The 23,813-nt window shown below is 44.4% G+C and carries 15 protein-coding genes and 1 pseudogene; 8 read left to right on the top strand and 8 right to left on the bottom strand.

Annotated elements, in window-relative coordinates; translation table 11 throughout:
* Positions 1-94 precede the first annotated feature (94 nt).
* The 4 genes from ACFFUV_RS05060 (at position 95) to nspC (ending at position 9,255) form a co-directional block, all read left to right on the top strand.
* On the top strand, positions 95-3,358 hold the full coding sequence (locus ACFFUV_RS05060) for a type I secretion C-terminal target domain-containing protein (protein ID WP_390190192.1): 3,264 nt from the start codon (positions 95-97) through the stop codon (positions 3,356-3,358).
* 541 nt (positions 3,359-3,899) lie between these two features.
* On the top strand, positions 3,900-6,785 hold the full coding sequence (locus tag ACFFUV_RS05055) for a pyridoxal phosphate-dependent class III aminotransferase (RefSeq protein ID WP_390190191.1): 2,886 nt from the start codon (positions 3,900-3,902) through the stop codon (positions 6,783-6,785).
* Positions 6,786-6,796: 11 nt separating this feature from the next.
* Entirely contained in the window at positions 6,797-8,041 is a 1,245-nt protein-coding gene (locus tag ACFFUV_RS05050) for a carboxynorspermidine synthase (RefSeq protein ID WP_390190190.1), read from the top strand.
* A gap of 80 nt (positions 8,042-8,121) precedes the next feature.
* Positions 8,122-9,255, top strand: coding sequence for a carboxynorspermidine decarboxylase (nspC, locus tag ACFFUV_RS05045; protein ID WP_390190189.1), 1,134 nt, complete (start codon positions 8,122-8,124; stop codon positions 9,253-9,255).
* A gap of 95 nt (positions 9,256-9,350) precedes the next feature.
* On the opposite strand, the gene ACFFUV_RS05040 is transcribed toward nspC, so the two are convergent.
* The 3 genes and pseudogenes from ACFFUV_RS05040 to ACFFUV_RS05030 all read right to left on the bottom strand — a co-directional run.
* Positions 9,351-10,949 (bottom strand): methyl-accepting chemotaxis protein, encoded by a 1,599-nt coding sequence (locus ACFFUV_RS05040; RefSeq protein WP_390190188.1) that lies wholly within the window; start codon positions 10,947-10,949, stop codon positions 9,351-9,353.
* Positions 10,950-11,158: 209 nt separating this feature from the next.
* On the bottom strand, positions 11,159-11,671 hold the full coding sequence (locus ACFFUV_RS05035; protein ID WP_390190187.1) for a glycine cleavage system transcriptional repressor: 513 nt from the start codon (positions 11,669-11,671) through the stop codon (positions 11,159-11,161).
* Positions 11,672-11,857: 186 nt separating this feature from the next.
* Positions 11,858-12,631, bottom strand: a pseudogene (locus ACFFUV_RS05030) (DUF3943 domain-containing protein); the annotation flags it as partial.
* A 350-nt stretch (positions 12,632-12,981) separates the two neighbouring features.
* Here ACFFUV_RS05030 and ACFFUV_RS05025 point away from each other — a divergent pair.
* Positions 12,982-14,223, top strand: coding sequence for a CinA family nicotinamide mononucleotide deamidase-related protein (locus ACFFUV_RS05025; protein WP_390190186.1), 1,242 nt, complete (start codon positions 12,982-12,984; stop codon positions 14,221-14,223).
* Positions 14,224-14,467: 244 nt separating this feature from the next.
* Positions 14,468-14,725: a hypothetical protein gene (locus ACFFUV_RS05020; protein ID WP_390190184.1), complete on the top strand. Its 258-nt coding sequence runs from the start codon at positions 14,468-14,470 to the stop codon at positions 14,723-14,725.
* Between the two features lie 27 nt (positions 14,726-14,752).
* Here ACFFUV_RS05020 and yfaE read toward each other — a convergent pair whose 3' ends face one another.
* The 4 genes from yfaE to ubiG all read right to left on the bottom strand — a co-directional run bounded on the left by yfaE (position 14,753) and on the right by ubiG (position 19,700).
* The gene (gene yfaE, locus ACFFUV_RS05015; protein ID WP_390190182.1) at positions 14,753-15,031 is read right to left on the bottom strand and encodes a class I ribonucleotide reductase maintenance protein YfaE; all 279 of its coding nucleotides are present in this window, start codon (positions 15,029-15,031) and stop codon (positions 14,753-14,755) included.
* Positions 15,031-16,164 (bottom strand): class Ia ribonucleoside-diphosphate reductase subunit beta, encoded by a 1,134-nt coding sequence (nrdB, locus tag ACFFUV_RS05010; RefSeq protein ID WP_390190181.1) that lies wholly within the window; start codon positions 16,162-16,164, stop codon positions 15,031-15,033. The genes yfaE and nrdB overlap by 1 nt, the downstream gene beginning before the upstream one ends.
* A gap of 78 nt (positions 16,165-16,242) precedes the next feature.
* Entirely contained in the window at positions 16,243-18,525 is a 2,283-nt protein-coding gene (gene nrdA / locus ACFFUV_RS05005) for a class 1a ribonucleoside-diphosphate reductase subunit alpha (protein WP_390190179.1), read from the bottom strand.
* A gap of 464 nt (positions 18,526-18,989) precedes the next feature.
* Entirely contained in the window at positions 18,990-19,700 is a 711-nt protein-coding gene (gene ubiG / locus ACFFUV_RS05000; protein ID WP_390191853.1) for a bifunctional 2-polyprenyl-6-hydroxyphenol methylase/3-demethylubiquinol 3-O-methyltransferase UbiG, read from the bottom strand.
* Between the two features lie 284 nt (positions 19,701-19,984).
* Between ubiG and gyrA the strand changes: the two genes are divergently transcribed.
* Both gyrA and ACFFUV_RS04990 read left to right on the top strand, forming a co-directional pair.
* Positions 19,985-22,711 (top strand): DNA topoisomerase (ATP-hydrolyzing) subunit A, encoded by a 2,727-nt coding sequence (gene gyrA, locus ACFFUV_RS04995; RefSeq protein ID WP_390190177.1) that lies wholly within the window; start codon positions 19,985-19,987, stop codon positions 22,709-22,711.
* Between the two features lie 228 nt (positions 22,712-22,939).
* On the top strand, positions 22,940-23,185 hold the full coding sequence (locus ACFFUV_RS04990) for a hypothetical protein (protein ID WP_390190176.1): 246 nt from the start codon (positions 22,940-22,942) through the stop codon (positions 23,183-23,185).
* A gap of 79 nt (positions 23,186-23,264) precedes the next feature.
* Here ACFFUV_RS04990 and ACFFUV_RS04985 read toward each other — a convergent pair whose 3' ends face one another.
* The gene (locus ACFFUV_RS04985; protein WP_390190174.1) at positions 23,265-23,750 is read right to left on the bottom strand and encodes a MarR family winged helix-turn-helix transcriptional regulator; all 486 of its coding nucleotides are present in this window, start codon (positions 23,748-23,750) and stop codon (positions 23,265-23,267) included.
* Positions 23,751-23,813: the final 63 nt, after the last annotated feature.

Genomic DNA, 23,813 nt, shown 5'->3' with positions numbered 1-23,813 from the left:
GATCTGAGCTGTTTGGTCAACTAATTTTTTAGAAGTAAATAAAGTGCCATCAATGTGTCGCTGGCACCAACGTTGATCAACAAGGATAGACATTATGAACAGTGCCAATATCTCCCAAATTATGTTGGCGACGATAATTATCGACGTTAATGGGCAAATTCGTACACTTGCTGCAGGGGAACAACCACGGCCAGGAGAAGTGGTTGTTGACTTGGGTGAAGACTTAACGAACGGTAATAACATTGATGTGCAGTTGGTTGAATCTTCTGGTGAGAACGTTGATATCACCCTCGACAATGAAATCGCGCAGTTACTAGAACAAATTGAGGCAGGGGAAGACCCAACTCAAAACCCTGATCTTGCAACCGCCGCTGGTGGGCAAAACGGTTCTAGCCCAACCGCTTCAGGAGCGATTGAACGGACGGGGGCAGAAACATTAGCCGCGACTTCATTCGATACAACGGGGCTGGAATCTCAAGGGTTGTCTGAGACACAAAGTTTAGCGCTTCTCGATCTTATCGGAGAAACGTTGATCATTTCGAGCGGCGACGCAGTCATTAATTATTTTGAGAATTCGAGTGTTGACACAGTACTTGCGATAGTCAATTTAGCTGAGTTTGAAGGTCTTGAGCAAAGTTTCTCGCTGCAATTTGAAGCCGGTGACCCGCTTGCTGATTATTTTGTGATTAATGAGGCTGGGGAGATTCGCCTTACACAAGCGGGCGTCGAGGCATTTACCAATGACTTCGAAACAGGGCCAAATTCTCACGTATTGACCGTAACGGTTACCGCGGTAGATGGTGATGGGCTAGTTCAGGAACAAACCGTTAATATTACGCTTCAAGAGCTTGATGTGAATGAAGCTCCTGTTTTCACTTTGCCGCCAGATGATAATGGCGGTGATGATGACAATAACAATGGGGAGGCTGATAGCGAGTCGCCTGGCTTCGTGTTTGAATACAGCGAAAACTCATCAACTGACGACATCATAGGTCAAGTCGCCGCTTCTGACCCCGATGCGGGCGATTCGGTCACGTACTCGATTATTGAAAATGTGGTGAATTCTGATGACGAACCATTATATGAAATAGATACGGAGACCGGGGAAATCAGTCTCACCCAGGCAGGCGTTGACGCATTTACTAATGATTTTGAAGATGTAGAGGGTAAAAACAACCATCAAATTTTGGTTGGGGCCTCCGATGGAGAGCTAACGACAGAGATCATCGTTAACCTGAATGAGAAGGATGTGAATGAATCCCCAACCTTTGTCGATGAAAATGATGAAACGGTCAATGCATATACGTTTGAGTACAGCGAAAACTCATCAATTGACGACATCATAGGTCAAGTGTCTGCTCTGGATCCGGAGGGATTAGCGGTAGAGTTTCAAATCGTCTATCAGGAAAATGACCCGCTAGAAGGTTTGTTTGAAATCGACAGCGCAGGGAACATCTCACTGACCTCTGAAGGGGTTGCAGCCTTTACTAATGACTTTGAAGATCAGTCTCTCGAAAATATGCTGTCAGACAATGAGCACACGATAACGGTTGTTGCTACGGATCCTGATGGTAATGAGAGCCAGATTGTCGTTCAACTTAATGAGAAGGACGTGGATGAAGCCCCCATCTTTGTTGATAATAATGATGAAACCGTCAATGCATATACGTTTGAGTACAGCGAAAACTCATCAATTGACGACATCATAGGTCAAGTGTCTGCTCAGGATCCGGAGGGATTAGCGGTAGAGTTTCAAATCGTCTATCAGGAAAATGACCCGCTAGAAGGTTTGTTTGAAATTGACAGCGCAGGAAATATCTCGCTCACCCCTGAAGGGGTCGCAGCCTTTACTAATGACTTTGAAGATCAGTCTCTCGAAAATATGCTGTCAGCTAACCAGCACACAATAATGGTTGTTGCTACGGATCCTGCTGGTAATCAAAGCCAGATTGTCGTTCAACTTAACGAGAAGGATGTCAACGAAGCCCCTATTGCTGAAGATTTTAGTGTGGATGTGGATATCGAAGCGTCAACCCAAATTATCTTTGACTCTGATAATCCCGATTATGATTTTATCTCTGATGTGGAGGACGATATTTCAGGCGAGCAGGTTATGGTTATGCTGACCTCGTTGCCGGATTACGGTACACTTTATTACACTGAGGGTGAAGTGACGAGAGAGATCACGTCGGCAGATTTGTATTCAACGGATAGTCCTTTAGCCACACAATTTGACCCAAATTTTATTACCTATCAAATTGACGAGTCTGACAAAGTTACTTTTGTGTTTGGTGATAGTGACGGTAACTCTTCTACTGTTGGTGAGTGGGGGGAACCGACAGACGCTACAGATACTAAGCGAACGTTTTCTCTTTCCAATGGTAATGACGTCATGTTCTGGATTACTGACCAAAACGGTTCTCCAGATGAATTCGAACTCTATGAAAATAATAACGGGAATGATGGCTATGGTCTTGCTGATGATGATGGTAACGGCATCACCGGCAATGGCGGTAATGGTAATAATGGCCATGAGACATTCCATATCGACCTTGGCGGTAATCCGTTAGAAACGGTTCATTTTGGTATTGATGGGCTAGGTGGCGGCCACAATGAAAATAGCGCTAACTCTGTTTTGGTAACCTATTACTTAGGCAGCGGTGCGACTGAAACAGTCGAGTATCAAAAAGATCCTGGAGATACAGGTAATAGCCAACTGTACTATGAGTTTAGTTATTCCTCTCCTGATGACCCGGTCATCTTTATGGAAATGATAGGCGATGGTGGCAACTGGGTTCTTAGATATTTAAGTGGAGAAGAAATACCGCCAAGTGAAACCAGTTTTGATTATGTTGCCGTCGATTCTGGACAAACTCAAACAGGTGACCCGTCTGATCCAACCAATGATGGTCCACAGCTGGTGAGCGAAGAAGCTACCGTGACGTTAAACAGTGGAGATAATACTTACAATATCGTGTTTGCTGCAAATGGTGATTCACTTAACGGACAACTCGGTAACGATGTTCTGGTGGGGGATGATCAAGCCAACGTGTTTACTTGGCTTGATAGCACGTTAGATAATGGAAGAGATGTGATTGTTGATTTTGAATCTGGCAAAGACAAGCTCGATTTGCTTGATATTTTAAGTGATGGGGAAGGGGCTGAAGACCTTGCCGAGATGCTAGTGACTAATCTCTCGGTAAATGGAGATAACGTTGAGTTAACCGTCGATAATAGTGGTGGAGATACTCAGACCATTGTATTTGAAGATGGTGCCACAATATTCAGCTCATATATATCAAACGATACGATTCAAGCTTCCGAGTTACTTGATAATATCTTAAAAGAGCCAAGTTAAGTAATTTATTGCATATAGGCAGTTTACATTGCCGATAAATAAAAAAGCTCAACAGCGATGTTGAGCTTTTTTAATATTCAGACGTTTATAAATTTATAATATTTTTTTGTTGTCAGAACATTTCAATTTATGATAATTTCGCGCGTAATCTCGGACGTTGAATGTCGTAACGATTTCTGGGGGATACGCGTAGTGAACATTCGGGCTGATTGTGCCACTGCGTAGGGTAGGTATCGACAGAATACTTTTGTCGATAGACGGGATACTTAATGTCGCAAGATATGCGGCATGTGAATGGGAAACCCAACATTGAACTCACATAAACCACACTTAATAATCAGCTTCATTCCTCGACAATGCCCTGTTTTACAAAGCAGTAGCATAACCGAACCTTGATCTACTGATTCTCATAAAGTCATCCATTTGATGACGGTTTAGCTGTTTCTGCTATTTATTGGCAAACGGCTGATTTTATTATGTCTCATACTTAATGGTAGTCATTAAATATGAGAAGGGTTTTTCTATTTCAAGGTAACAGATAATGAGCACAGCCTTTGAAGTCGATAACAATATCGCGACCCCTTTTTCGTCTCAAATCCCAACCGTTGATGGGATTTATGATTTAACCCCTGATCAGGTGCTTTTAGATCAAGCTGAGCACGAGTCTGAAGTTCGTTCATACCCACGCCGAATTCCGATTGCAATTAAGCAAGCGTATGGTGTGCTAGTTGAAGATACTCGTGGACAAGTGTTTTTGGACTGTTTAGCAGGCGCAGGTACGCTATCTCTGGGTTATAACCATCCAGAAATTAATCAAGCTCTGAAAGAGCAGTTAGATTCGGGACTGCCATATCAAACGTTGGATATCGCAACTGAAGTCAAAACTAAGTTTATTAAACAGGTGAAATCCTTCCTGTCTCCAGAGTTTGCTAAAGATTCAGCCATTCAGTTTTGTGGGCCTTCGGGCGCTGATGCAGTTGAAGCGGCTATTAAATTAGCGAAGCAAACGACAGGTCGTAACACCATGTTCGCATTTCGCGGTGCTTACCACGGAATGACCAATGGGACGATGGGGATGATGGGTAACCTGAGCACCAAATCACGCCGTACAGGTTTGATGTCTGATGTCCACTTTATGCCATTTCCATATGATATTCGTTGTCCGTTTGGTTTAGGTGGTGATGAAGGCGCTAAAGCCAGCATTCGTTATATCGACCGCCTGTTGAATGATGATGAATCTGGCATTATGAAGCCAGCAGCGATCATCGTAGAACCCGTGCAAGGTGAGGGTGGTGTGGTACCTGCGCCTGCATTTTGGTTACGTGAATTACGTCGCATTTGTGATGAACATGGCATTTTACTCATTTTTGATGAAATCCAATGTGGTGTGGGTAAAACGGGCTATAACTTTGCCTATGAAGAGTCAGGTATCCATCCTGATATTCTCTGCCTATCGAAAGCCATTGGTGGTGGTCTCCCAATGTCGATGTTGATCTTTAATAAGAAAGTCGACACATGGCGCCCTGGTGAGCACACTGGAACATTCCGTGGTAATCAGTTAGCTATGGTTTCTGGTGCAAAAGCGCTGGAAATTATTGAGCGCGACAAGCTTGTGGAACATGCGAACGTTGCTGGCCAGTACTTGCGTATGGGGCTTGAAAAAATTCAAGATGAAGTGGACTGTATTGCTGACGTACGTGGTAAAGGCTTGATGCTTGGCATCGAAATCAAAAAAGCCAATGGAGAACGCAATAAGTTTGGTGAACCTGTTGCGGATGGTGAGTTGACACTGAACATCCAACGCTGCGCTTTAGAACGCGGATTGATTGTGGAGAAAGGCGGGCGCGAGGGCGCGGTTATTCGCTTTTTGCCACCTATGATCATTTCTTTTGAACAAATTGACTTTGCGCTACGCGTGTTCAAAGAAGCGATCCTAGCTGCGGGAGGAAACCTGGTAAAGAAGTCTCCTAATGCAAAGTGGAAAAAGCACTTTGTTCATACTGGTGAACATGGTGCGACGGAATTTTCTGCCGTGATGAACCACACCACTCAAACGCTAAAAGAATTGTTTGAGCAGGTAGAGAAACCCTACTCAGGTATGGATCCTAAACTGTTGGAAACGCAGATCAACGCTGTTTGTCTTGATGCCAGCAGCGATTGCTTAAAAAACGTGATTGACTCCACCAGTGAGTTGGTAGCGAAGAATGCGATATTTACTCAGCATCCCAATTGCATTGCTCATTTGCATACGCCGCCATTAATGCCGGCTATCGCGGCAGAAGCGATGATTGCAGCGCTCAACCAATCTATGGACTCGTGGGATCAAGCCTCTTCTGCAACCTATGTTGAACAGAAAGTCATTAACTGGTTGACAACGAAGTACCAGCTTGGCGCTGACGCCGACGGTGTATTTACCAGTGGCGGTACTCAAAGTAATCAGATGGGTTTGATGTTGGCTCGTGATTGGATTGCTGACACACTTTCGGGTCATTCCATTCAAAAGCTTGGGCTACCTGAATACGCGGATAAACTGCGCATAGTGTGCTCCGAAAAAGCGCATTTTACGGTGCAAAAGTCCGCCTCTTGGATGGGGCTTGGAGAGCAAGCTGTTCTTACGGTACCGGCGAATGTCGATGGTACCGTGAAAGCTGAACACCTGGCCGATGTTGTTGCGACCGCAAAAGCGCAAGGATTGATTCCATTTGCCATTGTGGGTACCGCAGGCACTACTGATCACGGTGCGATTGATGATCTTAATGCGATCGCCGATATTGCCGCTGAGCATCAAATGTGGATGCACGTGGATGGCGCTTATGGCGGTGCATTGATATTAAGCCAACATAAAGAGCGTTTGGCGGGCATTGAACGTGCCGATTCAGTGAGCGTAGATTTCCATAAACTGTTCTATCAAACAATCAGTTGTGGTGCACTTTTGGTTAAGAATAAAGCTGTGCTTAAGTTTTTGCTTCACCACGCTGATTATCTAAATCGTGAGCACGATGAACTGCCAAATTTAGTGGACAAGTCAATTGCGACAACCAAGCGTTTTGACGCATTGAAAGTGTTCATGACCATGCAGAGCGTCGGGCCTCATACGTTGGGAGAGATGTACGACCATCTCTTAAGCCAAACACAAGACGTGGCAAATTTGGTTCGTAACCATCAGGGTTTCGAATTGTTGTCTGAGCCATCATTGTCCACGGTACTTTTCCGCTCAACGGTGACAACGACGGGGATGGATATCGACCAGTTAAACCAAAAAGTTCGAATTGAAGCCTTGGTTCGAGGAGTGGCAGTACTGGGTGAGACGACGGTTGATGGACACTCGGCGCTTAAGTTTACGATTTTGAATCCTTGCTTAACATTGGCAGACTTTGAAAAACTACTAACAGAAATTAACCAGCTAGCGGTTGAGCTAGCCGAATAAGGGAAAGAATAATGGCGATTCTTCAAATTGGTGCCGGTGGTGTCGGTTGGGTTGTTGCGCATAAAGCGGCGCAAAATAATGATGTTTTAGGTGATATTGTACTCGCATCTCGCACCGTGGCGAAATGTGAAAAAATCATTGAATCGATCCAAAACAAAAACAACTTAAAAGATCCATCGAAAAAACTCGAAGCTCGATCTGTTAATGCTGATGACGTCGAGGCACTGGTTGCTCTTATTAAAGAGGTTCAACCGGATTTAGTGATTAATGCAGGCCCTCCTTGGGTCAATATGTCGATTATGGAAGCGTGTTACCAAGCGAAAGTCTCCTACTTGGATACGTCGGTTGCGGTCGACCTTTGCTCTGAAGGTCAACAGGTTCCTCAAGCGTATGATTGGCAGTGGGGATACCGCGAAAAGTTCGAGCAAGCCGGCATTACAGGGATTCTTGGTGCCGGGTTCGATCCAGGTGTGGTTAGTGTATTTGCTGCCTATGCTGTGAAGCATTTATTTGACGATATCGATACCATTGATGTGATGGACGTCAATGCGGGCGATCACGGCAAGAAGTTTGCGACCAACTTTGACCCTGAAACGAATATGTTAGAGATCCAAGGGGATTCTTTCTATTGGGATCATGGTGAATGGAAGCAAGTGCCTTGCCATTCGCGTATGCTAGAGTTTGACTTTCCGCTTGTTGGTAAACATAAAGTCTACTCAATGGCACACGATGAAGTACGTTCGATGAAAGAGTTTATTCCCGCCAAACGCATTGAGTTTTGGATGGGATTTGGTGATAAATACCTAAATTACTTTAACTGCATGCGTGATATCGGTTTGCTTAGCCCAGAACCACTAACGCTTCATGACGGTACCGTGGTTCAGCCGTTACATGTATTGAAAGCCTTATTGCCTGATCCGACGTCGTTAGCGCCGGGTTATACGGGTAAAACCTGTATCGGGACTTGGGTTCAAGGGACAAAAGATGGCAAAGCGCGCAGCGTGTTCATCTATAACAATGCGGATCATGAAGTGGCGTACGAGGATGTCGAACATCAGGCGATTTCGTACACAACGGGTGTTCCCGCTATTACTGCAGCGCTTCAATTCTTCCGCGGTAAATGGGCGGATAAAGGTGTGTTCAACATGGAACAACTTGATCCTGACCCATTCCTTGAAACCATGCCGGAAATTGGTTTGGATTGGCATGTACAAGAACTTGAAGTCGGACAGCCGGACATTCAAATTCTTAAATAACGCGATACCAGCGACGACATCAATATCTCTAAGCCGATGCGAAAGTATCGGCTTTGTTCGATTTTAAATGGTTAATGACAATGCAAAAAAGCGAATTAAAAACGCCTTACTTCATGATCGATGAAGATAAGCTTATCGCCAACCTCGAAAAGGCCCAGCAGTTAAAAGACATATCCGGTGTGAAACTGGTTCTGGCCTTGAAATGCTTTTCGACTTGGGGCGTCTTTGACATCATCAAGCCTTATCTTGATGGTACAACCAGTAGTGGTCCTTATGAAGTCAAACTTGGGTACGAAACGTTTGGCGGAGAGACTCACGCTTACAGTGTGGGCTATAGCGAAGAAGACGTCCGTGAAGTCGCTGATATTTGTGACAAAATGATCTTTAATTCTCAGTCTCAATTGGCGGCTTATCGTCATATTATTGAAGGCAAAGCATCGGTTGGTTTACGGTTAAATCCGGGAGTGAGTTATGCTGGGCAAGATCTCGCTAACCCTGCGCGCCAGTTTTCACGTTTGGGCGTGCAAGCTGACCATATTGATGATGACGTGTTTGATTCCATTGATGGCGTGATGTTTCACATGAACTGCGAGAACAAAGACGTCGATGCATTTATTACGTTGCTTGATGCTATCTCTGAGCGATTTGGTCAACACCTTGATAAATTGGACTGGGTCAGCTTAGGTGGTGGGGTCTTTTTCACCTGGCCAGGTTACAATATCGAAAAGCTTGGCGCGGCATTGAAAACCTTCGCCGATAAACATGGTGTACAGCTTTACCTAGAACCAGGCGAGGCGATCATTACCAAAACGACTGATCTCGTGGTTACGGTTGTGGATATTGTCGAAAATGGTATGAAAACAGCGATTGTCGATTCGGCGACCGAAGCACACCGATTGGATACGCTTATTTACAATGAACCTGCGTCTGTGTTGGAAGCCAGTGAGCAAGGGGCTCATCAATACGTGATTGGCTCTTGTTCATGCTTAGCAGGGGACCAATTCTGTATCGCCAACTTTGAGCAAGAGCTAGAGATTGGTCAGAAGCTGCACCTTCTCGATAGTGCAGGTTACACCATGGTGAAACTCAATTGGTTTAATGGTTTGAAAATGCCTTCTGTGTATTGTGAACGCTCAAATGGTGATATTCAAAAACTGAACGAGTTTGATTATAGCGACTTCAAACGTTCTCTCTCTCAATGGTCGGTGAAGTAAATTATCGACAAATGATAAAAGAGCAGCAAAGCTGCTCTTTTTTGATTCACCCGCTCTAAGATTCACGGTAAACCTTTACGGATCATGATGCCGTATTACAAATTGAACTTGAGTAAACGCTCATCCAACTGCCGAGACAAACCCGCGAGTTTTTCACTTTCTTCAGCGAGGTAGCGTGCTGCTGAAGACATTTCTAATGCTGAATCATTGATACCACTTACGTTACGATTCATTTCTTCTGCAACAGAGCTTTGTTCTTCCGCAGCGGTGGCAATTTGTGTAGATTTATCACTGACGTGCTCTATGTGGCTGACAATCATAGATAGGTCCGTTCCTGCTCGTTCAGAGCGCTCGACACTGTCCTGCGCCAGAGACTGGCTTTTTTCCATCGCTTTAGCCGTCGTTAGTGCGAGCTGTTGTAACCGGTTTATCGTGGTTTGAATTTCATCTGTGGAGTGATGGGTTCGGCTCGCTAAGTTTCGAACCTCGTCAGCGACAACCGCAAAGCCACGTCCTTGCTCTCCGGCACGAGCGGCTTCGATGGCTGCGTTAAGAGCTAATAAATTTGTTTGCTCTGAAATTCCACTGATCACATTGGTGACTTCGCTGATTTCCATGACACCTTCTTTGAGCTTGTTGACTTGTTCGGAAGCATTAGAAAGTTCATTAGAAAGCGCGCGAATGCTATCAACACTTGAGTGTACATCTCGATTACCAAGACCAGCTTCGCTGGTGGCTTCTTTGGTGTCTCGTGCGGTATCTTCGGCATGTTGTGCCACATCGGCTACGGTTGCACTCATTTCATTCATAGCGGTAGCTAATTGATTAAGCTGGTCTCTTTGGCTTGTGACTGAGGTACTGGTTTCTTCGGCTGAGCTAGCAATCCTTACCGCCGCTTCAGAAACCTCGGTGGCGGAGTGAACCGATTCAATTAACGCCTTACGAACCGATTCAACACTCGTATTGATACGCTCGGCTACAATGCCAATTTCATCCTTCCCTGTGATTGGGATCTTCGCAGTTAAATCGCCAGCTGCGATTTGCTTCATGGTGTGTTTGATCATTTCGAGTGGAACCGTGATTGTACGACTGATAAACACGCCGAGGATAGCCATTAAAATAACCAAGATAATGGTCACGATACCCATTTTTATGATTTGTTGGGTGATAGCCGCGTCGACGTCGTCAAGCAGCATGCCGCTGCCGATTATCCACCCCCAAGGCGCAAAGCCTTTAACCAATGAGAGCTTATCGGCTGGTGTGCCTTTCGCGGTTTTCCATAGGTAAGTAAGCTTTCCTGACTGGCCGTTCTTTCCTTGGTTGACCATCTCTGCCCAAAAGCGTTCGCCGTTGTTGCCCATTTGTTTGCCTTCGAGCTCTGGTTTTATCGGATGGACAATAGCATGGCGCTGCTCATTAATGACAAAGACATAGTTTGATTTGCCATAGCGCAAAGCGGTGATCAGTGCCTTTGCTTGTTCTTTTGCTTCTGCGGGTGGGAGTGTTTTTTCCAGCAGTTGTATCTGTGACATCGTTGCGCTTAGTACGGCATCCAATCTTGCCTCGCGTTCTGCCAGCAGGCTATTTTTTAATGTCGTCGCGGCAATCGCGAGCAAAATGAGAGAGCCAATGATGCAAGCAACGAGCATCGTCGCGAGTTTATAACTCACACTTATATTTTTGAGCTTTAACATAGTGAAACCCTTAGCACCTTACCAACGTTGAGTTCATGGCTTGATATGGTTGTTATGCATGAACTTTCTATCCAACTTAAGTTTGGTTCACTATAACGATTCTGCGAGTTTTATATGCAACACTGTTAGCTGATTCAAAAGTTTAAGATAAAAAATGGGAAGCCAGTTGGCTTCCCATGCGAAATAGTGTGGGGGTAGGCGTACTTTAATTAAGCATCCAGCATCACCTTGGTATCTTCGCTCAAAGACTCAAGCTCTTTTACCACATCCTCAATTTTGACATTGGTTGGGATTTTGATCGCCATAGAGGCAGTAAAAAGACTTGAACTGACACCACCGCCACCGGCGAGAAACACTCGCTGGCAATCCATGTCGAGAATGTTGATTCCTTGGTTATCAAGGACGTGGGTTATCTCGTTGACGATACCTGCGCGATCATTGGCATCAATACGAATTTGGTAAATCACATCCGCGTTATGGGCGTGAAGTTCGGTATTCGTGAATTGGACCAATAGGTCTGGCGTAGACTGAAATGCCTGTTTTACCGTCTCCTCATTGTGAGTTGGGAGTTCGACTTTAATTACGGCGGCAACTTGGTCATCAATAAAGTTGACTTTACTGATCAGCCATTTTCCTCCGTTCTCATGAGTAATTGCAGCCAATTGTTTAATTGTAGCGGGCGTTGCTTTTCCGGAGAAATTGACGATAAAAGTACTGTTCATGGTTGCCTCCTAACTGCGAGCAATTGCTGGTAGTTTGTGTTGACCTAAGTGTAGGATCTTAACGTAATTAACGTTTGATATAGGTCAATTTTTGGCATTAATCATGTTCGCAACAAGTTAATATTAAAAGTGAAACACAAAACAGCGGCAAAATTATACCGGAAGCATTGCGTTTGAAGAGGGGGGTTAAAAAGTAATTTTTAACTGGGCACCATAAAATACAGAATCGTATCGTGCGCCAGATTCTGCCGCGTAAGATGCTGCAGAGTGGTTTCCAAAGTAAGGCGTATTGACAAACTGAAACTCTGCGCTGCCACCCCAAGCGCTCGACACCCAGCCGTGAATGTGCCCAACCGGATTTAAGAAAAACAAACTAATATCGCCCATGGTCTCAGACCCCCAAACCTCACCACCTGACATAACAATGCTTTGTTCGGCCTCAAACATCATTTCTCCGACAACCGAGCCAAGAAATGGTGTGATGAAAATATCTTGCCAAGAAGGGACTTCTGCGAAGGCTTCTACACCGTATTCCCAAAAGAATGTGGACATGGTGGCTGAGTATAGAAATGATTCAAACTCATTAAACCCAGAGTGCCTCGCGGCGGTATAGTACACGCCGCCGAAGTAGGGGTGCATGACGTAGTTAAGGATGTGTTCATCTCTATCCCATACGGGGCCTTCGGTTACATGATCTTTCCACTTTTTACCCAATCCCTTAAGGCTTCGTGATTCTTTATCCCACTTAGTGATGGATTCTGGCAACAGTGTCATGGTCGCTGCGGTGACAACACTTAAACCGAGGATGGTGTAGGTTTGACCGAGTAAATAATCCCAATCTTTTTGATTGGATGCGTCGAGATATCTGGGCAGCGGCTTGGTGTCATCGAAGGTCAAAGCAGCCTGAGAGAGCATTAAGGCATGGGGATTGCTTGTATAATTAACCTCATCAATGACGTAGCCATCTGGTAATAAATTCAAGTGTGATGATGGAGACGCTACCATCGTAAACGCTTGTTTGTTATTGTCCTGATAGGGTAATTCGCTGGTTAGGGGTGATAAACTGCTTACAGCGTAACTACAAGTAGAAAAACAGGTTATCAGAGCCGCGATGCTTTTTATATACACTCAACGCTCCATGATGTAGACCAGTAAAGATAAAATTATCCCATTAAAGATAGATGATTGGAAACAAACCACTGTTCCAAATAAGAAACACTAGTGCTGAAAATGGATAATTGCTAATAGTTTGATTTAGATTGACTTCGTCACGAGAAATCAATAACAAATTTCCACATAAGGAAACATATATGCTGAAAATAGCGATGCTCAGTACCGGCGAAGAAGTTCTTCACGGCGATATCGTTGATACCAATGCCTCTTGGTTGTCTGAACTGTTTTTTGAGTCCGGGTTTGAGTTAGTCAAACGTTCGACAGTCGGGGACCAAATGACAGCATTGGTCGAAGAGTTATTGATGCTAAGTTTTAATTCTGATGTGGTGATCGTAAATGGTGGGCTTGGACCGACGAGTGATGACTTAAGTGCGCAAGCGGCCGCTCTCGCTTCTGAAAAACCGCTTGTATTGCAAAGCGATTGGCTAAAAAAACTTGAGGCGTTTTTTGCTGGTCGTGGCTTGCCGATGCCTGAGAGTAATAAAAAACAAGCCATGCTTCCTGAAGGCTCGGAAATGATCGATAACCCAATAGGAACGGCATGTGGGTTCAAATTGCGTTTGAATGAGTGTGACTTGTATTTTACGCCAGGTGTTCCGAGTGAGTTTAAGCTCATGGTGGAAACACTGGTATTGCCTGATATCCAAAAGCAGCATCCTGATAATGCAGGGCAAGAGTGCAGCCGCTTATATACCTTCGGCACTTCAGAATCCGCGCTCTCGGACAAATTGGATAAAGTCGAGTTACCCAAGGGGTATATGCTGGGCTATCGCTCTTACCTGCCGTTTATCCAAGTGAAGCTTTTTGGCCCCGCCAATGATTTAGAACGAAGAATTAAAGTACTGAACGTCATTTTTAAATTGATTGAGCAACACGTGGTAAGTGTTGATGAACCAATGATTGATCACCTTGGTCTTTTGCTCACTGAACGTCAGGCATCGGTCGCTGTGGCTGAGCAATCAACGAAAGGTTGGTTATCCAATTGGCTACATTCCAATGACAATGCCAGTAAACTCTGCGCACATGGTTGGATTCTGGGTGACCATATTGATGTTGGAGAATCGGATAATGACCCGCTTGCAGCAATTTTTGCCTTAGCAGGGGCAACCAAAGATAAATGTTCTACCAATCTTGCTATCGCGACAGGTAAAGTCACCGACGGGCAGTTTTCAATAGGGCTTGCTGCACCAGAAGGCGAGTGGGGGCAAACATTGACCTTTAAACGTCGCTATAACGATGCAGAGCAGAAAGAAGTGATTTCTACAGTCGCTGGTGACATGTTGCGCCGTTACTTATCAGGAAAAGCCATGTTTGTACCTTACAGCTCACTCACTCGAGATAAGGAAATGTTTGTGCCAAGGCAAGTGCTCGAAAGTTAAATGTGTGCTTAGTGATAAAGCGTGATTTGTCAACTTTTCTATTTGGTGATATGAATAATAAGTGAATGATTATTGAGCTTATTTCGGGGGCTGTCTGGTATTTATTTCTTATGCCAAATCCGTCTATAGCTTAAATGAATGATTTTTAATGGAAGCATTCATTCAGTCTTATTTGTGCACTTTCTTTTCACGAAATTCGACTTAAACTGATATTTCGTAAAGCGTGGTGTCAAAGGAGACTGGCATGTTTCATCAATCAAAAATTGTAGTTTGTTACCAAATAGCTAAGCAAAAATTTGTTTTGGGAGAGGCAGTTGGCACAGAAAGTACCGATCTCATTTCGTTGTGGTGGAATGCGCCAGAAGAGCAAGACTTCACAGAATATAATGGTTACCTGCTTTCCTTATTTGACGATGATGGCCGAGCGATTGGTGAGAAGGCGGTGTCAGATTTAACAGCTGAGGCGTTTTTATCTGGGGGTTATATGACAAAAGCCAGCTAATGATGCTGGCTTTTTATTTGTGCATAATTATGCACTTTTTATCTTGAGTTTGTAGACGACATCTTCAAGTTCGATATCCGTTTTTGCCCGGCATATGCAGGGCAAAATTTCATCTTGTTGAGTGTAAGCCATTGCAAAACCAATGTACTCCACTTCGCCTGAAACGATACGACATTTACATGCGCCGCAATGGCCGTCCCGGCAGTTATATTCAGGCTCTAGCCCCGCTTTCTCCATAGTTTCAAGCAAGGTATCCGACGGGTTAGTCTGAATATGTGTGATACGATTGATCTTTATGTCAGGCATTACAGTTCAAAATCTCCAAAGTCATCAGCGCTGACTTCATTGTCGATTTGGCCAACAAGGTAAGAGCTGATTTCAGCCTCTTGTGGTGCAACTTGAACGTTGTCAGAAGACAACCAAGCGTTGATCCAAGGAATCGGATTCGATTTCGATTCAGGGTAGGCTGCAGGCAGTCCGACCGCTTGCATACGTACGTTAGTGATATATTCAACGTATTGGCTGAGAATATCTTTATTCAAGCCGATCATCGAACCATCTTTAAACAAATATTCTGCCCACTCTTTTTCCTGCTCAGCGGCTTCTTTAAACAGATCAAAACAAGCGTCTTTACACTCTTCCGCGACTTGAATGAAAGAGAAGTCATCTTGACCGTTACGTAGCAGGTTAATCATGTGCTGAGTGCCTGTCAGGTGCAGCGCTTCATCACGAGCAATAAGCTTGATGATTTTCGCGTTACCTTCCATCAGTTCGCGTTCGGCAAAAGCAAAAGAACAAGCGAAGCTGACGTAAAAACGAATCGCTTCTAGGGCGTTTACCGACATCAAGCATAAATAAAGCTTTTTCTTAAGGTCGTGCAAAGTAACAGAAACCGTTTCACCGTTTAGGGTATGTGTCCCTTCACCGTAGCGATGGTAGTCGTTTGTGGCTTGAATCAAGTCGTCATAAAAGTGCGCAATGTCTTTGGCACGCTTTAGAATATGATCATTCTCGACGATATCATCAAATACCACACCCGGATCGTTCACTATGTTACGAATGATGTGGGTGTATGAACGAGAGTGAATGGTCTCAGAGAATGACCAAGTTTCAATCCATGTTTCCACTTCAGGCAGCGAGACTAACGGCAGTAATGCAACGTTAGGGCTACGGCCCTGAATGGAGTCGAGTAGTGTTTGATACTTCAGGTTGGAGATGAAGATATGCTTCTCGTGATCCGGCAACTTATTGTAGTCAATACGGTCACTTGATACGTCGACTTCTTCTGGACGCCAAAAGAACGAAAGCTGTTTTTCAATCAGCTTTTCAAAAATTTCATATTTTTGTTGGTCGTAACGTGCCACGTTAACGGATTGACCAAGAAACATAGGTTCTTTGAGTTGGTCATTTTTATTTCTGTTGAAAGTACTGTAAGCCATTTGCCTCAATCCTTTAAGCCCCTTGAATGATCAAGGGGCAGTCTATCTATTTTTACTGGAGGTGTATTAAGTCAGTGGTTAGATCTTACAACCGCCGCCTGCGCAATCGTCGTCTGCTGCTTCAACAGCATCTTTTTGGTCGTCTTGAGCACCATCACGAGTGTTATGGTAGTAAAGAGTCTTCACACCAAATTTATACGCAGTAAGAAGATCTTGGAGCAGTTTCTTCATCGGCACTTTGCCCGTTTCGTAACGGCTTGGATCGTAGTTGGTATTTGCAGAGATAGATTGGTCAACAAACTTCTGCATAATACCGACAAGATGCAAGTAGCCATCATTCGAGCCGATGTTCCATAGTAGTTCATAATTTTCTTTGTACTGCGCGTACTCAGGAACCACTTGCTTCAAAATACCATCTTTAGAGGCTTTAACTGACACATAACCACGAGGAGGCTCGATGCCATTGGTGGCATTGGAGATTTGTGATGATGTTTCAGAAGGCATTAATGCGGTCAATGTTGAGTTACGCAGACCGTACTCCATGATCTCTTCGCGCAGTGCATCCCAATCGTAATGAAGCGGTTCATTACAAATAGAGTCTAAGTCCGCTTTGTAAGTATCGATCGGTAGCAGACCTTTCGCGTAGTTAGTCTCATGGAACGATGGGCAACGGCCTTGCTCTTTTGCCAGTTCAACCGACGCTTTAAGCAAGTAGTACTGCATTGCTTCAAATGTGCGGTGAGTGAGACCATTTGCGCTACCATCTGAGTATTTCACGCCATTTTTCGCTAAGTAGTAAGCGTAGTTAATCACACCGACACCCAATGTGCGGCGATTCATGGTTGAGCGATACGCAGCGGGTAGAGGGTAGTCTTGATAATCTAAAAGGGCATCAAGTGCACGGACGACAAGATCGGACAGCTCTTCAAAATCATCGAGGGATTCAATTGCACCCAAGTTAAATGCAGACAAGGTGCACAGTGCGATTTCACCCGTTTCGTCTTCAACATTGCTTAACGGCTTGGTTGGCAACGCAATTTCGAGACAAAGATTTGATTGACGAACCGGTGCAACGGTTGAATCAAACGGACTGTGAGTATTACAGTGGTCAACGTTTTGGATGTAGATACGACCGGTTGACGCGCGCTCTTGCATCAGTAGTGAGAATAATTCAACGGCTTTAACGCTTTCTTTCTTGATCGATGGATCGTTTTCGTATTTCACATACAAACGCTCAAATTCTTCTTGGTCTTCAAAGAATGCATCGTAAAGGCCAGGCACATCTGATGGTGAGAATAGAGTGATGTTGCCGCCTTTGACTAAGCGGTTATACATGAGCTTATTCAGTTGAACACCATAGTCCATGTGGCGTACACGGTTTTCTTCTACACCGCGATTGTTTTTAAGCACCAATAGCGACTGAACTTCGCCATGCCACATTGGGTAAAACACAGTGGCAGCACCACCGCGGACACCACCTTGAGAACAACATTTTACAGCGGTTTGGAAATATTTGTAAAAAGGGATACAGCCTGTGTGGAAGGCTTCACCGCCGCGAATTTCAGAGCCCAATGCGCGAATACGACCGGCATTGATACCGATACCTGCACGCTGTGATACGTAACGGACAATTGAACTTGCCGTTGCGTTAATCGAATCAAGGCTGTCACCACATTCAATCAATACACACGAGCTAAATTGACGTGTTGGCGTACGCACACCAGACATAATTGGCGTTGGAAGAGAGATCTTGAACGTCGATGCCGCATCATAGAAACGCTTGATGTATTCTAGTCGTGTCTCTTTTGGATATTTAGCGAACAAGCAAGCGGCCACCAGAATGTATAAGAACTGGGCACTTTCATAGATTTGTCCAGACACACGGTTTTGAACGAAGTATTTACCTTCTAGCTGTTTTACCGCAGCGTAAGAAAAGTTCAAATCGCGTTTGTGGTCAATGTGGCGATCAAGCTCTGCAAATTCCTGTGGCGTATAATCCTCAAGAAGGTGCTTATCGTATTTGCCCATATCAACAAGACGAGTAACGTGATCAAACAGAGCAGGCGGCTCATATTCGCCATACGCTTTCTTACGCAGATGAAAAACCGCAAGACGCGCCGCCAGATATTGGTAGTCTGGCGTATCTTCAGAGATAAGGTCTGCTGCAGATTTGATGATGGTTTCGTGGATATCAGAAGTGGTAATACCATCATAAAACTGGATGTGAGCTTTTAATTCGACTTGAGAGACTGAAACATTATCTAGGTCTTCTGCAGCCCATGTGATAACGCGATGGATCTTATCAAGATCGATTTTTTCTTTACGTCCATCACGCTTAGTGACGGTTAGTTGTTGGTTCATTCTGCTTCATTTCCCTAACAAAACTGATTAAAGCCGTGTTTTTATGTAATTCTTGTAAATTCTCTGGCGGCTTTGTGATCAAAGTGACTCAATGCTTTGTGTTGAAAACACAAGATATAGGGGTATCTCTGCTTTCGGGTTACAAGATAGTGCTATTGGCAGGCTATTTCAAGGTGAAGATCTTGGATGACTTGTGGATAAGTGACAAATTTAAAAAAAACAGTAAGTAGATACTAACCGATAACAAAAGGTGGCTGTAGGCGGGAGAATTTGGCATGTTTAATATTGTATTTTTCCTAACCAAGAACAAAAAAAAATTTCTTGATCTTTAAGTCAAAAGTCGCTCCCAAAAAGCGTTTAATTTTGCCTCAAAAAAAGTGGAACAGAGCGCACGAACTAACGTTTATAAACTAAAAAAGGCAATGGCTTTGTGCTATTGCCTTTTTATTGTACAGCCGTTCTAATTAAAGCTGCTTGAGAGTATGAACAATGTAGTTTACGTCGACTTTTTGACCTAACGAGTAAGTATCGGTCAGTGGGTTATAATGCAAACCTTTTATACCCATGGCATGAAGGTCTGCACGATCGACCATTTTTAATAGTTCGGAAGGCTTAAGAAACTTGTCATGATCATGTGTGCCTTCAGGGACAATCTTCAGCAATTTCTCGGCGCCGACAATCGCGAAAAGATACGATTTAAAGTTTCGGTTGAGGGTAGAGAAAAACACATGTCCACCGGGTTTAACTAAAGCAGAACATGCTTGAATAACCGATTCAGGATCAGGCACGTGTTCGATCATTTCCATGCAGGTCACAAGATCATAGGCCTGCGGATTTTGAGCGGCATGCTCTTCGATTGTACTTTGGATATAGTCGAGTTTGGTTCCTGTTTCCAATGCGTGAAGTCTCGCAACCTCAAGCGGCTCTTTACCCATATCCAGTCCCGTGACGATGGCGCCTTCTTTTGCCATACTTTCTGACAAAATGCCGCCGCCACATCCGACATCGAGCACTTTTTTGCCGAATAAGCCGTGAGCACGTTCTAGGACATAATTAAGACGCAGTGGGTTTATCTGATGTAAAGGCTTAAATTCTCCTTCGAGATCCCACCAACGTGAGGCCATGTCTTCGAATTTTTTGATCTCGCTTGGATCGACGTTCTTTGCTTGAGTCATATCTTCTACCTGGAGTAAAACCGCTTCCATGAAATTAAAACGCATTATACTCGTTAGGCGACCAGGCACCACTATTTGAAAAATTTTTGCTATTAATGGCTAAAATGTAACCATTTATCAGAGGGATAATTGGATAATGTGCAATTTGTCGTCAGTTGATTCACAACCAACCTCACAACCTGATAAAAGCGTAGGGAAAGTGATGCCGCACACCATAAATGTGTGTTATATTTTTGCACCTTAAACGTATTATATATACGAAACTATAGAGGGATATTGGCTCTATGAGCGATCTAGCTAGAGAGATCACGCCCGTCAACATTGAAGATGAGCTAAGAGGTTCGTACCTTGACTATGCGATGTCCGTTATCGTGGGTCGTGCTCTTCCTGATGTGCGTGATGGTCTAAAACCGGTGCATCGCCGCGTGTTGTTCGCGATGAATGTATTAGGTAACGATTGGAACAAAGCATATAAAAAATCAGCCCGTGTTGTCGGCGACGTAATCGGTAAATATCACCCCCACGGTGATAGTGCTGTGTACGACACCATCGTACGTATGGCTCAACCGTTCTCACTTCGTTATATGCTGGTCGACGGTCAAGGTAACTTCGGTTCCATCGATGGCGACTCCGCCGCGGCGATGCGTTATACCGAAGTTCGAATGGCAAAAATTGCCCACGAGTTGTTGGCTGACCTAGACAAAGAAACAGTCGACTATGTACCGAACTATGACGGTACTGAGCAAATTCCAGAAGTTCTTCCAACCAAAATTCCAAACCTATTGGTTAACGGTGCGTCCGGTATCGCAGTAGGTATGGCAACCAATATTCCACCTCATAACTTAGGTGAAGTCATTGATGGTTGCTTGGCATACATTGATAACGAAGATGTTACCATCGACGAGTTGATGGAATATATTCCGGGGCCGGATTTCCCGACCGCGGCGTTGATCAGTGGTCGTAAAGGTATCATTGACGCATACAAAACTGGCCGCGGCAAAGTTTACATGCGTTCAAAAGCGGACATCGAAACAGACAAGAATGGTCGTGAAACCATTATCGTTACCGAAATTCCTTATCAGGTAAACAAGGCTCGCTTGATTGAAAAAATCGCGGAACTTGTGAAAGACAAACGCGTTGAAGGTATCAGTGCTTTACGTGATGAATCTGATAAAGAAGGTATGCGCATTGTTATCGAATGTAAGCGTGATGCTGTCGGCGAAGTGGTTCTGAATAACCTCTACGCAAATACACAGTTGCAAACCACGTTTGGTATCAACATGGTTGCGCTGAATGATGGACAGCCTCAGCTGTTTAATCTAAAAGACATGCTGAAATGCTTCGTCGACCACCGTCGTGAAGTGGTGACTCGCCGTACTATTTTCGAATTGCGTAAAGCGCGTGAGCGTGCGCATATTCTTGAAGGCTTAGCCCTTGCGTTGGCCAACATTGATGAAATTATTGAACTGATTCGTCAAGCGCCAACCCCAGCAGAAGCCAAAGCGGGTTTGATTGCTCGCGGTTGGAACCTTGGTAACGTTGCTGCAATGCTTGAACGTGCTGGTACTGATGCTGCGCGTCCTGAGTGGTTAGAGCCAGAATATGGTATTCGTGACGGCCAATACTTCCTTACCGAACAACAAGCACAAGCGATTCTTGAGCTTCGTCTACACCGTTTAACTGGTCTAGAACATGAAAAAATCCTAGATGAATACAAGCAACTGTTGGATGAGATTGCAGAGCTAATGCACATTCTTGCCAGCACTGAGCGTTTGATGGAAGTCATTCGTGAAGAGCTTGAGTATATTCGAGACGGTTACGGTGATGCACGTCGTACAGAAATCACTGCTGCGACCCATGATATTGACTTAGAAGAGCTAATTGCTCGTGAGGACGTTGTCGTAACGCTCTCTCACGAAGGTTACGTGAAATACCAATTACTGAGCGACTATGAATCTCAACGTCGCGGCGGTAAAGGTAAGAGCGCGACGCGCATGAAAGACGAAGACTACATTGAGCGCTTATTGGTGGCCAATACGCATGATAATATTCTTTGCTTCTCAACACGCGGTAAAACTTATCGTCTTAAAGTCTATCAATTACCACATGCAACGCGTACTGCGCGTGGTAAACCTATCGTTAATATTCTTCCTCTCGAAGAAAACGAACGTATTACCGCGATTCTTCGCGTAGACGAATATTCAGAAGATAAGTTTATCTTTATGGCGACCGCTGATGGTACTGTGAAGAAAACATCGCTCGACCAATTCGCTAATGTTCGCTCTAATGGTCTGATTGCTTTGAACCTCCGTGATGAAGATTCATTGATTGGTGTGGATATCACCTCAGGTGAAAATGAAATCATGTTGTTCTCGAAAGCGGGTAAAGTTGTTCGCTTTAAAGAAGCAGAAGAGATCCCTGTGCTTAACGAAGATGGCACGCCTGTTCTTGATGAAGACGGTAATCCGGAAATTAAGTTCAAAGGTGTTCGTCCTATGGGACGTACCGCTTCAGGTGTTCGTGGTATGAAGCTTGCGGGTGACGATAAAGTGGTATCACTGATTGTTCCTGCCACCGAAGGCGATGTACTGACTGTGACTGAAAATGGTTACGGGAAGCGTACTGCGCTGGCTGAATATCCAACCAAAGGCCGTGGTACTCAAGGCGTCGTTTCTATCAAAGTCTCTGAACGTAACGGCAGTGTTGTTGGAGCGATTCAAGCGGACGAGGGTGATGAGTTTATGATGATCACCAACGCGGGTACATTAGTGCGAACTCGCGTTTCTGAAGTAAGCCAAGTTGGGCGTAATACGCAAGGCGTTACTTTGATTCGTACTGCTGAAGACGAAAAAGTGGTTGGCTTACAACGCATTGAAGAAGTCGAAGAGGCTGACCTTGAAGCGTTGGCAGAGGAGGGGAGCGAAGTTGAATCAGATGTTCAACAAGATGCCACTCAAACACCAGAGCAACCAACGCAACAAGATGACGACGCAGAAAGTGACGAAGAATAATCACGTCTAAAGTGTTTTCATTTTAAAAACCGAGCTTAACCGCTCGGTTTTTTTATGGCTCTAGAAAACAAATAGAGCAGTCTGAGGGCGATTGAGGCATGTGCAGTTCGACTGAGGCATGTGCAGTTCGACAAAATAGGCTGATAAAGGATAAATACCCAAGTGTCTCATTGCTGCAGCGCAAACTTTGATAGCGTATTAACCAACCTTAATCGGCAAGGAAAACACATGTTGGATGACGTACTACTCACGTTATCTTGGATGCTGCTAGGAATGCTGTTTATTTACCCTTTTGCTGTCGCAGTACTTCAGGGCCTGAGTTACTCAAAACATCAAGTTCGTCAACGAAAGCGGGTAAAATACTTCAATTTTATCTTTCTGCTCTTATTTGTCGTGATATCCATCTTATATCTTGATGGGGCGATGATAGGCTACGGTTCAACAAATTATTATGCTTGGCTGACCACACCTTAGTCCTTTATCAGTGTTTAAATACAAAAAAACCGAGCGTTGGCCGCTCGGTTTTTTTGTATCTATTGTTTATTCGCGCTGGCTAGCTTTTGTATTCAGATGTGGTAATACTGCCAATTTCCAGCATAGGCGCAACGTCATAATCTTCCGCATTCATCATAGAAGAAATTCTTTGCACTGATGAAAGCAGCAGTGATTGCTCCCACTCTTCGAGCTTTTGGAAATTATTCACAAAGCTGTGTTGAAGTGGCAGCGGCGCTTCTTCTAACAGTGTTCTACCTTTATCCGTCAAATGCGCATGAACTTTACGCTTATCCGTTTGGCTACGAATGCGCTGTACTAGCTCATTGCGCTCAAGCCTATCAAGAATCGTTGTGGCGGTTGCTTGGCTCATATTGGTGTTCTTTGATAACTCTTTAATGGTGACCTGACCAAGCTCACGAATTGAACGCATTAGGATCAACTGAGGTCCAGTCAACCCAGACTCTTTACTCAGTTTCTTCGAGTGTAGATCTATCGCTCTAATGATTTGGCGGATGGCGACCAAGACTTCTTCGTGTTTTTCCAAACTAATTTCCCAACGATTTTTGAGGTTGTATACAATGACTGACGCGAACATACCGGAAATTAA

The organism is Vibrio olivae (genome assembly GCF_042428525.1).
Classification (GTDB): Bacteria; Pseudomonadota; Gammaproteobacteria; order Enterobacterales; family Vibrionaceae; genus Vibrio; species Vibrio olivae.
This window is presented reverse-complemented; position numbering and strand designations above follow the sequence as displayed.

What these genes read in the sequence shown, in the direction of transcription:
- ACFFUV_RS05060 (WP_390190192.1), top strand. Translation starts at nt 95, where the DNA reads ATGAACAGTGCCAATATCTCCCAAATTATGTTGGCGACGATAATTATC.
- ACFFUV_RS05055 (WP_390190191.1), top strand. Translation starts at nt 3,900, where the DNA reads ATGAGCACAGCCTTTGAAGTCGATAACAATATCGCGACCCCTTTTTCG.
- ACFFUV_RS05050 (WP_390190190.1), top strand. Translation starts at nt 6,797, where the DNA reads ATGGCGATTCTTCAAATTGGTGCCGGTGGTGTCGGTTGGGTTGTTGCG.
- nspC (WP_390190189.1), top strand. Translation starts at nt 8,122, where the DNA reads ATGCAAAAAAGCGAATTAAAAACGCCTTACTTCATGATCGATGAAGAT.
- ACFFUV_RS05040 (WP_390190188.1), bottom strand. Translation starts at nt 10,949, where the DNA reads ATGTTAAAGCTCAAAAATATAAGTGTGAGTTATAAACTCGCGACGATG.
- ACFFUV_RS05035 (WP_390190187.1), bottom strand. Translation starts at nt 11,671, where the DNA reads ATGAACAGTACTTTTATCGTCAATTTCTCCGGAAAAGCAACGCCCGCT.
- ACFFUV_RS05025 (WP_390190186.1), top strand. Translation starts at nt 12,982, where the DNA reads ATGCTGAAAATAGCGATGCTCAGTACCGGCGAAGAAGTTCTTCACGGC.
- ACFFUV_RS05020 (WP_390190184.1), top strand. Translation starts at nt 14,468, where the DNA reads ATGTTTCATCAATCAAAAATTGTAGTTTGTTACCAAATAGCTAAGCAA.
- yfaE (WP_390190182.1), bottom strand. Translation starts at nt 15,031, where the DNA reads ATGCCTGACATAAAGATCAATCGTATCACACATATTCAGACTAACCCG.
- nrdB (WP_390190181.1), bottom strand. Translation starts at nt 16,164, where the DNA reads ATGGCTTACAGTACTTTCAACAGAAATAAAAATGACCAACTCAAAGAA.
- nrdA (WP_390190179.1), bottom strand. Translation starts at nt 18,525, where the DNA reads ATGAACCAACAACTAACCGTCACTAAGCGTGATGGACGTAAAGAAAAA.
- ubiG (WP_390191853.1), bottom strand. Translation starts at nt 19,700, where the DNA reads ATGACTCAAGCAAAGAACGTCGATCCAAGCGAGATCAAAAAATTCGAA.
- gyrA (WP_390190177.1), top strand. Translation starts at nt 19,985, where the DNA reads ATGAGCGATCTAGCTAGAGAGATCACGCCCGTCAACATTGAAGATGAG.
- ACFFUV_RS04990 (WP_390190176.1), top strand. Translation starts at nt 22,940, where the DNA reads ATGTTGGATGACGTACTACTCACGTTATCTTGGATGCTGCTAGGAATG.